The 10142-nt window shown below is 74.4% G+C and carries 10 protein-coding genes; 5 read left to right on the forward strand and 5 right to left on the reverse strand.

The annotated features are described in order from the left end of the window. Positions 1 to 198: 198 nt before the first annotated feature. The gene (locus E1211_RS26965; protein ID WP_132352184.1) at positions 199 to 1602 is read right to left on the reverse strand and encodes a cation:dicarboxylate symporter family transporter; all 1404 of its coding nucleotides are present in this window, start codon (positions 1600 to 1602) and stop codon (positions 199 to 201) included. A gap of 264 nt (positions 1603 to 1866) precedes the next feature. On the opposite strand from E1211_RS26965, the gene E1211_RS26970 reads away from it, so the two are divergent. Both E1211_RS26970 and E1211_RS26975 read left to right on the forward strand, forming a co-directional pair. Beyond that, positions 1867 to 3480, forward strand: coding sequence for a sensor histidine kinase (locus tag E1211_RS26970; RefSeq protein WP_132352186.1), 1614 nt, complete (start codon positions 1867 to 1869; stop codon positions 3478 to 3480). A gap of 76 nt (positions 3481 to 3556) precedes the next feature. Then, positions 3557 to 4240, forward strand: coding sequence for a response regulator (locus tag E1211_RS26975; RefSeq protein ID WP_132352188.1), 684 nt, complete (start codon positions 3557 to 3559; stop codon positions 4238 to 4240). On the opposite strand, the gene E1211_RS26980 is transcribed toward E1211_RS26975, so the two are convergent. Together E1211_RS26980 and E1211_RS26985 are read right to left on the reverse strand one after the other, a co-directional pair. Next, positions 4195 to 5037, reverse strand: a complete 843-nt coding sequence (locus E1211_RS26980; RefSeq protein WP_132352190.1) for a cytochrome c oxidase assembly protein — start codon at positions 5035 to 5037, stop codon at positions 4195 to 4197. The genes E1211_RS26975 and E1211_RS26980 overlap by 46 nt on opposite strands. Continuing rightward, positions 5034 to 5471: a DUF2243 domain-containing protein gene (locus E1211_RS26985; RefSeq protein ID WP_207915524.1), complete on the reverse strand. Its 438-nt coding sequence runs from the start codon at positions 5469 to 5471 to the stop codon at positions 5034 to 5036. The genes E1211_RS26980 and E1211_RS26985 overlap by 4 nt, the downstream gene beginning before the upstream one ends. A 158-nt stretch (positions 5472 to 5629) precedes the next feature. On the opposite strand from E1211_RS26985, the gene E1211_RS26990 reads away from it, so the two are divergent. The 3 genes from E1211_RS26990 to E1211_RS27000 all read left to right on the forward strand — a co-directional run bounded on the left by E1211_RS26990 (position 5630) and on the right by E1211_RS27000 (position 8665). Then, positions 5630 to 6883: a DUF2786 domain-containing protein gene (locus tag E1211_RS26990; protein WP_132352194.1), complete on the forward strand. Its 1254-nt coding sequence runs from the start codon at positions 5630 to 5632 to the stop codon at positions 6881 to 6883. A gap of 178 nt (positions 6884 to 7061) precedes the next feature. After that, positions 7062 to 7418, forward strand: a complete 357-nt coding sequence (locus E1211_RS26995; RefSeq protein WP_243709711.1) for a YciI family protein — start codon at positions 7062 to 7064, stop codon at positions 7416 to 7418. Then, complete coding sequence (locus E1211_RS27000; protein ID WP_132352198.1) at positions 7418 to 8665, forward strand: RNA polymerase sigma factor; 1248 nt, start codon at positions 7418 to 7420, stop codon at positions 8663 to 8665. The genes E1211_RS26995 and E1211_RS27000 overlap by 1 nt, the downstream gene beginning before the upstream one ends. A 384-nt stretch (positions 8666 to 9049) precedes the next feature. On the opposite strand, the gene E1211_RS27010 is transcribed toward E1211_RS27000, so the two are convergent. Beyond that, on the reverse strand, positions 9050 to 9547 hold the full coding sequence (locus E1211_RS27010) for a hypothetical protein (RefSeq protein WP_132352200.1): 498 nt from the start codon (positions 9545 to 9547) through the stop codon (positions 9050 to 9052). A gap of 361 nt (positions 9548 to 9908) precedes the next feature. Beyond that, entirely contained in the window at positions 9909 to 10082 is a 174-nt protein-coding gene (locus E1211_RS27015; protein WP_120673581.1) for a CsbD family protein, read from the reverse strand. Positions 10083 to 10142: the final 60 nt, after the last annotated feature.

Genomic DNA, 10142 nt, shown 5'->3' on the forward strand with positions numbered 1-10142 from the left:
CCCCAAGATCCGCACAAATTGCCGGAAAGAGTGGCCATCCGAGGCTGGATGGCCACTCTTTCCGGGAATCTGCGCTCGCCCGGGTGCGGCGCGGGGGTGCCCACCGGACGCGGTGCGGCCGTCGCCGGGGCGGCGGCACCCTGCCCCGGCGACGGCCTCGATGGAGGGCGCGCCGAAGGACGCCCGCGTGCGGAAGCGTCAGCGCTTGCCCGCGCCGGCCTTGAGCTCCTCGGGCCGCTCCGGGGCGACGGCGGGTTCCGGCTCGGCCGGGTCGGTGCCGTCGTGATCCTCGTCGAGCATGGTCGCCTCGTCGAAGGGCCGCTCGCCGGAGAGCACCGCCTGCGCCTGCTCCCGGTCGAACTCGCCGGTCCAGCGACCGATGAGCACGGTGGCCACGGCGTTGCCGGCGAAGTTGGTCAGCGCCCGCGCCTCGGACATGAACCGGTCGATGCCCACGATCAGGCCGACGCCGTCCACCAGGTCCGGCCGGTGCGACTGGAGGCCGCCGGCGAGCGTGGCCAGGCCGGCGCCGGTGATCCCAGCGGCACCCTTCGACGCGATGATCATGAAGACCAGCAACGAGATCTGCTCGGTCACGGAGAGCGGGTCACCCATCGCCGAGGCGATGAAGAGCGACGCCATGGTCAGGTAGATCGCGGTGCCGTCCAGGTTGAAGGAGTACCCGGTCGGCACCGTGATGCCGACGACCGGCTTGCTGACCCCGAAGTGCTCCATCTTCGCGATCAGCCGCGGGAGCGCCGACTCCGACGACGAGGTCGAGACGATCAGCAGGAACTCACGCCCGAGGTACCGCAGCAGCGAGAAGATCGAGATCCGGGCCACGAGCCAGAGCAGCGCCCCCAGCACCACCAGCACGAAGATCAGGCAGGTGGCGTAGAAGCCGAGCATGATCTGCGCGAGGCTCTTCAGCGCGTCCACCCCGGTCGCGCCGACCACCGCGGCGATCGCGCCGAACGCGCCGATCGGGGCCAGCCACATGATCATGGTGAGGATCTTGAAGACGAGACGCTGGATGATGCCGATGGCGCGCAGCACCGGCTCACCCTTGCGGCCCATGCCCTGCACCGCGAAGCCGACCAGCAGCGCGACCAGGAGGGTCTGCAGCACCTCACCGCCGGTCAACGCGGAGAGCAGCGAGGTCGGGATGATGCCGAGCAGGAAGTCGGCGGTCCCCTCGCTCTCGGCGCCGGCGGCCTTCTGGCCCGCCTCGGCCAGTTCGTTGCTGAGCTGGAGCCCGGAGCCGGGGTGGACGATGTTGCCGACGACCAGGCCGATGGCGAGCGCGACTGTCGACATGATCAGGAAGTAACCCAGCGCCAGACCGCCGACCTTGCCGACCTTGGCGGCCTGCCGCACGGAGCCGACGCCGAGCACGATCGTGCAGAAGATGACCGGGCTGATCATCATCTTGATCAGCGCGACGAAGCCGGTGCCGATCGGCTTCAGCTCCTGCGCCGCGTCGGGCGCGACGAAGCCGACCAGGATGCCCGCCAGGACGGCGACGATCACCGCGAGGTACAGGAAATGTGTACGGTCGCGCCGGGTTCGCGGGACCGGTGTGCTGGTGGTGGGGGTCTGCATGGCTGAGACTGTGGGCCAGGTCTCAACCGGAATCAGCCTTGCGTTCATTCTGTTCACCGACCGGGGCCGACCACCGGGCCGGCAGGCCACAGAACACGGCCGACGACCGGGCCGACCCGGACCACCTGGATCGGCCGAGACGCCCCGCCCCGCCGCCGAACGGGCCGACGCGGCACCGAGCTGAACCGTCGACCCCGACGGACACGTGCATCGACCGGAACCGCCGGCCGGGCCGGCACCGGAGTCCCGCGACGACGAGGAGACATGAGCGGACGAAAGTGGAGCATCGCCGGGCAGCTCTTCGCCCTCCAGGTCGTGGTGGTGACGCTGCTGGTGGCGGCGGCCACCGCGGGTGTCGCGTTGGTCGCCCGGGTCGACGCCCGGGAGGCGGCCCGCAAGGAGGTGCTCGCCGTCGCCGAGACGGTCGCCCGCTCCCCCGAGGTCGCCGACGCGCTGCGCGCCCCCGACCCCTCGGCCGTGCTCCAGCCGTATGCCGAGTCGATCCGACGCGCCACCCAGACCGACTTCGTGGTGGTGATGGCCCCGGACCGGACCCGCTACTCGCACAAAGATCCCGCCCAGATCGGACGACCGTTCATCGGCGAGATCGCCCCGGCGCTGGCCGGCCGGCCGATCACCGTGGTCAACACGGGAACGCTCGGCGAGTCGGTCCGCGCGGTGGTGCCGGTACGCGCCGCCGACGGCACGGTCATCGGGCTCGTGTCGGTCGGCATCACCACCGAGGCGATCAATCGGGAACTGCTCGACCGCTCACCGGTGCTGCTCGTCGCCACCGCCGCCGCCCTGGCCCTCGCCGCCGCCGGGTCCTGGCTGCTCAGCCGGCGACTACGGCGGCAGACCCACGGTCTCGGCCCGGCGCAGATGACCCGGATGTACGAGTACTACGACGCGGTGCTGCACTCGGTCGGCGAGGGGCTCGTGGTGATCGGATCGGATCGCCGGATCGCGCTCATCAACGACGAGGGTCGCCGGCTGCTGGGGCTGCCCGCCGACGCGCCGTTGGTGGACCGGCCGGTGACCGAGGTCGACCTGCCGGCCGCCCTGACCGAGCTGATCACGAACGGGCAGACCGCCCGCGACGAGCTGATCCTGACCGCCGACCGGGCGCTGGTCGCCAACCTCCGGCCGACGGGTGCCGGTGGGCACACCATGGGCACGGTGCTGACCCTGCGCGACCACACCGACCTGCGGGCCCTCACCAGCGAGCTGGACTCCGTCCGGGGGCTCACCGACGCGCTCCGGTCACAGGCGCACGAGGCCGCGAACCGGCTGCACACCGTGCTCACCCTGGTCGAGCTGGGCCGCACCGAGGAGGCCGTACGGCTGGCCACCGAGGAGCTGGCGCTGGCGCAGCAACTCACCGACCAGGTCGTCGGCGCGATCACCGAGCCGGCGCTGGCCGCGCTGCTGCTCGGCAAGTCGGCCCAGGCCGCCGAGCGCGGCGTCGAGCTGACCGTCGACCCGGCCTCCCGGCTCGACGTCGGCACCCTGCCCGCCGGGGACCTGCTCACCGTGGTGGGGAACCTGGTCGACAACGCGCTGGAGGCGGTCGCCGCGGGCCGGCCACCCCGTCGGGTGCGGGTGCACGTGGCCGAGTCGGCGGGCGAGGTCCTGGTGGAGGTGACCGACAGCGGCGCGGGGCTGCCACCCGAGCGGGTCGCCGACGCGTTCCGCCGGGGCTGGTCGACCAAGGCCAGCGGTCGCGGCCTGGGGCTCGCCCTGGTCGGCCAGGTGCTGGTCCGGCACGGGGGTCGGCACGAGGTGGCGGAGGCCAGGGACGGGGGCACCGTGTTCCGGGTGCACCTTCCGGTACCGCAGGAGCAGCGCCCGGCCGAGCTCAGCGAGGGGCCGGCATGAGCGAGCGCAGCGAGCGAATCATCGAACAGAGCGTCGTGGTGCCTCATGCCGGTGCCGAGCGGAGCGAGGGGCCGGCATGAGCGACATCCGGGTGCTCGTCGTCGAGGACGAGGAGCTGATCGCCGAGGCGCACCGCGCGTACACCGAACGGGTGCCCGGTTTCCGGGTGGTCGGGGTGACGCACAACGCGCGGGAGGCGATGCGGGTGCTGCGGCGTACCGGTGCCGACGCGGTCGACCTGGTGCTGCTCGACCTGCACCTGCCCGACGTGCCCGGCCTGGACGTCTGCCGGGCGATGCGGGCGGCGGGCAGCGACGCGGACGTGCTCGCGGTGACCTCGGCCCGGGATCTCGCGATGGTCCGCGCCGCGGTGGCCCTCGGGGTGACCCACTACCTGCTCAAGCCGTTCACGTTCGCCGCGTTCCGCGACAAGTTGGAGCGCTACGCGGAGTACCGGCGGCAGGCCTCGTCGGGCGGGGCGGTCGCCGCTCAGCACGAGGTGGACCGGATGCTCGCCACGCTGCGCGGGACGGCGCCGGACACGCTGCCCAAGGGTCTCGTGGCGCAGACCCTCGACGTCGTGCTGGACGTGCTGCGCCGCCGGCCGGGCCTCTCCGCCTCGGAGGTCGCCGAACGGACCGGGATGTCCCGGGTGACCGCCCGGCGCTACCTGGAGCACCTGGCCGACACGGGCCGGTTGACCCGCACGCCGCGTTACGGCACGCCGGGGCGTCCGGAGGTGGAGTACCGCCCGACCTGACCTCCGGTGGGCGCGTGCGGTCCCCGCTTCGCCCGGGACCACCGGCGCCCGTACCAGGCGCCGAAGAGCGCGATGGCGAGCAGCAGCTCGGCCAGGTCGCCGCCGTAGTACATGAGCCGGGCGGCGGCGCGCAGCCCGTCGGCGTCCCGTTCGGCGAGCCCCGGCGGGAGCGTGTCGGCGTGCGCGTAGAGGTACTTGGCCAGCACCGAGTGCCCGGCCGACGCGATGAGGAGGGCACCCAGGCGTACGGGCAGGCCGGGGCGGCGCGGGGCCGGGTCCGGCCCGGCGACGGACCAGGCGACGAGGTACCCGGCGAGCAGGTAGTGCAGGTGCAGCCCGTGGTGCAGGAGGCGGTGACTCTCCGCCGCGGCGTACAGCGGGGTGGCCAGCACCAGCCAGAGTCCACCGGTGCTGAGCAGCACCGCCGTGGCGGGATGGGCCAGCACGTGGAGCGGGCGCGCGCGCAGCAGACCGGCGACGGCGCGGCGCACCGGCGGCGGCGCGACCCGCAGCAGCAGCGTCACCGGCGCGCCGAGCACCAGCGCGAGCGGAGCGAACATGCCGATCAGCAGATGCTGGGCCATGTGACCGGCGGGGCCGGCCGGGAGCAGGGCCGGCGGGCCCAGGGCGACCGCCAGCAGCGCGCAGCCGGCCAGCCAGGCGCCGGTCCGCCGGCGCGGCCAGCAGCGCCGATCCCGGGAGAGCGCGAAGAGGTACCCGCCGGCCAGCAGGGCGACCACCGCCAGCGCCAGTGGATCGGCGTCGGCGGCCCGGTCGGGGAGCGCGAGGAGGCTCACCGGTTTCGCGCCGACCGGGCCCGCCAGGTGAGGACCGCGCCGGCCAGCAGCAGTACGCCGCCCGCCACGTTCCACACCACGTCGTACGGGAGCAGGTGCACCCCGTACCGGATCTGGTGCAGCCGCAGCACCTTGTGGTCGATGATCCCGTCGAAGAGCTGGAAGGCCCCGGCGCCCAGCAGGAACCCGCCCCAGGCGGCCCGGGGCGCGAGGACCCGCCGCCGGCGCAGGTCGGCGTACCAGAAGAAGCCGCCGACCAGGGCCAGCAGCTCGGCGGCGTGCAGCAGACCGTCGGAGAGCAGCGCCACCGAGGGGGTGGAGCGGTCGTAGAAGTGGTGCCAGCCGAGGATCTGGTGAAAGACGATCTCGTCGACGGCCGCCATCACGGCGACGCCGATCACCGCACCGGCTCCCGCCGACCGCCGACCGTCCATCGCGTACCGCCTCATGTCGCGCCTGGACCGGCACTACCCGGTACCGGGCGGAACATGCCGGAACGCGAGGTTCGGGCCGGGCCCTCTCCGGCCACCCGCCGGGGCCGGCGGGCATGATCGGAACGGTGGCGGGACCGCCAGCGAGGAGGGACTACGCCGTGCCGGAGACCGAGGAGCTGATCGACGCCGCCCTGACGGCCGTGCGCGGCCGGGACGTACGCCTCGCCGAACGGCAGCTGGACCGGCTCGTGGTCGGCGCGGGCGGACCGGACGCCGCCGCGGAGGTGGACGCCGCGCTGCTGCGCCGGCTGATCCGCGACGTGGGGCGGCTCTGGCCGCGCGGCTGGCAACCGGCCGACCTGTCCCGGCTCGCGCACCGCCGCCTCGGGCCCCGGCCGGCGCGGCTGCTGCACGACGTCATGGCGGCGCAGCGACGCGAGCTGCCCAACCCGGTCCCGCGGTGGTGGGACGAGCAGCTCCGCGAGCTGGACGCCCGGGTGTGGTGGACGGAGGACGGCGGCTACCTCGCCGCCTGGGCGGCGCGGGCGGGCATCGACCGGGTGACCGCGCTGCGGGAGGCGGTCGACGCGCTGGCGTTGGTGGTGGCGCTGCCGCCGATCGCCGTGCTCCGCCCGCCACCCGGTGCCACGGCGGCCCGCCCGGCGACCGGCCCGGCACCAGGCGGCGGCTCCCGGATCCTGGACCGGGTCCGGGCGCTGCTGGCCAAGGCCGAGTCGACGACCTTCCCGGCCGAGGCCGAGGCGCTGACCGGCAAGGCGCAGGAGCTGATCGCCCGGCACCGCCTCGACGACGCGCTGCTGGCGGCCGAGGAGCAGCGGTCCGACCTGCCGGGCGGGGTGCGGTTGAGCACCGACGCCCCGTACGCCGGCGCGAAGGCGTTGCTGGTGCAGGAGGTGGCGGCGGCGAACGGATGCGAGTCGGTCTGGTCCGACGACCTCGGCTTCGCCACAGTGCTCGGCTGGCCGGCCGACCTTGACGCGGTCGAGCTGCTCTACACCTCGCTCCTGGTGCAGGCCACCGCCGCGATGCTCGCCGGCCGGAGCGAGCGGCGGGCGGGCGGCGGGCGGCGCACCCGCGGCTACGACGACGCCTTCCTCAACGCGTTCGCGCTGCGGATCGGGGAGCGGCTGCGCGCGGCCACGGCGGCGGCGAACCAGCAGGCGGCGCAGGAGGCCGGCGCGGAGCGGCTGCTGCCGGTGCTCGCCGCGCGGGGCGAGGCGGTACGGGAGCAGCTCGAGACGCTCTTCCCCGGGGTCACCCGGAGCAGGCTGACCGTACGCGACGCCGAGGGCTGGGCCTCCGGCACGGCGGCGGCGGACCGAGCGTCGCTCGACGTGGGTGACGCCGAGGGCGCTCGTCAGGTACGGGGCGGTCGGCGGGGCCGCCGCTGAGCCGGCGACGCCCGGCGGCGAGCCGACCCGGCCACCGGTGCGCCGTCGCGCGGCGTGCCCGGATCTCTGGGATTTTCTTCTCCGACGGTTGTAGGGAACGGGGTGCCGGCTCCGACCCCTGGGCGAGCCGCGCCACCCACGGTCGCGGCCGGGACGTGAGGAGCAGGTCGTGAAGTACATGTTGTTGATCTGGAACCGGCCGGGTTTCGTCGAGGAGCTCTCCGAGCAGGAACGGGTCACGCTCTTCGGCGAGGTGGACGAGATCATGAAGGAGCTCTCCGAGTCCGGCGAGCTGATCGGCGGGCAGGCGCTGGCCGACCCGTCGCAGTCGCGTACGGTCCGGCTGGCCGGCGGTCACCCGGAGGTCGTCGACGGCCCGTTCCTGGAGAGCAAGGAGCAGTTCGCCGGCTACCTGGCCGTGGACTGCGACACGCCGGAACGGGCCGCGGAGATCGCGCGGCGCTGGCCGGACGTGCGTTACGGCGGCGTCATGGAGATCCGCGCGATCATGGACGAGGCCGGGCCGGAGATGTGATGACCGGGTCGCGGGAGGTCGAGGAGCTGCTGCGCGCCCTGGCGCCGCAGGTCCTCGGTCTGCTCGTCCGCCGGCACGGCCAGTTCGACAGGTGCGAGGACGCGGTGCAGGAGGCGCTGCTCGCCGCGGCCCTCCAGTGGCCCGGGGCGGGGGTGCCGGAGAAACCGCGTGCCTGGCTGCTCACCGTGGCCACCCGGCGGCTGACCGACGAGTGGCGCAGCGAACGCGCCCGCCGGGATCGTGAGGTCGCCGTGGCGGTACGCGAGCCGGCGTACGCCATGGCCGCCCCGGCGGCGGACGCGGAGCCGCCGGCCGGCGACGACACCCTGCGCCTGCTCTTCCTCTGCTGCCATCCGGCGCTGGCCCGGTCGGCGCAGGTGGCGTTGACCCTGCGTGCGGTCGGCGGGCTCACCACGGCGCAGATCGCCCGCGCCCACCTGCTGCCGGAGGCGACGATGAGCCAGCGCATCCGCCGCGCCAAGCAGCGGATCGAGGCGAGCGGCGCGCGGTTCACCATGCCGTCGGCGGCGGATCGGGAGGAGCGGCTGCGCGCGGTCCGCCAGGTGCTCTACCTGATCTTCAACGAGGGGTACACCTCCTCCGGCGGCCCGGACCTGCACCGGGCCGAGCTGACCGGCGAGGCGATCCGGCTGACCCGGATGCTGCACGCGCTGCTCCCCGACGACGGCGAGGTGACCGGGCTGCTCGCGCTGATGCTGCTCACCGACTCGCACCGGGCCGCACGGCTGGGTCCGGGCGGCGAGCTGGTGCCGCTGGCCGAGCAGGACCGTTCCCGGTGGGACCGGGCGGCCGTGGCGGAGGGCGTCACGCTGATCACCGAGTCGCTGACCTGGTCGCCGCCCGGGCCGTACCAGCTCCAGGCGGCGATCGCCGCGGTGCACGCCGAGGCGCCGTCGGCGGCCGAGACGGACTGGCCGCAGATCCTCGCGCTCTACCGGCTGCTCGCCCGGGTCGCGCCGAACCCGATGGTCACCCTGAACCAGGCGGTCGCCGTGGCCATGGTGGACGGGCCCCGGGCGGGACTCGCGATGCTGCAACCGCTCGCCGAGGACGAGCGCACCGCCGGGCACCACCGGGTCGCGGCTGTCCGCGCCCACCTGCTGGAGCTGGCCGGCGAGCCCGGTCCCGCCCGCGCGGCGTACCTGGCCGCGGCGCGGGCCACCACCAGCCTTCCCGAACGACGCTATCTGGAGCTGCGGGCCGCCCGGCTCACGTCGGCCACCTGACGTCCGCCGTGGGCTCCGGCCGGCGGACCTTCTCCCCCGGGTGCCGGGTGGCGGCCAGTGGCAGCGGCACGTCGGTGCGGACCCGGAGGCGGTGCTGCGGGTTCGCGACCGGGGTCGGCGTGCCCAGGCAGGTCGAGAGCGCGAAGACGGCCTGGGGATACCGCAGGTCGGGCGCGAGCCGGGCGAGCCGGCGCAGGTGCTTCGCGTACTCCTGGTAGTCACGGACCGGCAGGGACCAGTCCTGGCAGAAGACCGCGAAGGGGTACGGGCTGACCGAGGCGCCCGTCGTGGTGCTGGACGCGGCGATCGGAGCCGGCCGGGAGGCTTGCGCCCAGGACCGAGGGCGAAGTCAGGGTTGACACCCAGGGGTGCCGGAGGGGGCCGTCAGGGACGGCAGTCCCGCATCAGAGCCGTCGGGATCTCGGTGAAGGTGTCGTCGAGCCAGGCGGCGGGGCGACCGGCCCGGGCGCCGGCGTCGATCCGGTCGGCGGTCGAGGTGATCAGCGTCCTGATCTCGTGGTCCTGCGCCCGGCGAGCCTGGTCGCGCACCTGGTCGGCCAGGTCGGCGAGGGTCCTGCGGAGTCGGGCGTTGAGCTGCTCGGCGGTCGATTCCCGTTCGGTCGCCGCGCGCGAGTCCGCGACGATCCTGCGGCTGGCGGTGATGATCAGCCCGTCGACGGCCTGGCACACCTGGGCGGTGTTGGCGGCCGTCACCGGCGACGGGCTCGCGGTGGGCGTCGCCGCGGCGCTCGGCGGGCTCGGACGGGCTCCGTTCGACGTGGGCCCGTCGGAGCTCGTGCCGGGTGCCTGGCACCCGGCGAGCAGCGCCGCCAGCAGGGTCGCTCCGGCGACCCGAAGTCCGGTCGACGTGGGATGGGACATCGTCCGCTCCGTCCGTGGTTGGCGTCCCCCGCTCGGCCCGCGTACCTCGCCCTGCCAACGAACCGGTACCGGGCCCGGACACGCCGACTGGCGACGCCAGGGCGCGCCGGCCGGGGCTCGCGGCGATTCGGGCGCGGTCCGGAGTTCCGGCAGAGCCTTGATCGACTCGGGTTCGTTGAAGTCGGGGTGTCCTGCTGCGGCGGATGCCGCGACCGCAAGGAGGTCGAGTCGATCATCGGCCCGGGCCGCGACCGGGTCACGCCGCGGGGGTGCGGGTGACGAGCCGGGAATGGCCCGGCTTCCGTCGCTGAACGTCGGCGCGCCGGGCCGGTGGGGACCGGCCCGGCGCGTATGGGTGCGATCAGCTCTTGAAGGCGTCCTTGACCTTCTCGCCGGCCTGCTTGAGGTTGGCGGCTGCCTGGTCGTTGCGACCCTCCGCCTCCAGCCGTTCGTCGTCGGTGGCCCGGCCGGTGTGCTCCTTGACCTTGCCGGCCGCGTTCTCGGCCGCGTTGCTGACCTTGTCGTCGATACCCATGACGGCACCTCCCGTGCGAGACGTCGCTACGCCCGCAGAGGTACCCACCCCCACTCACCC

Source organism: Micromonospora sp. 15K316 (genome assembly GCF_004348525.1).
In the GTDB taxonomy this organism is placed as follows: Bacteria; Actinomycetota; Actinomycetes; order Mycobacteriales; family Micromonosporaceae; genus Micromonospora.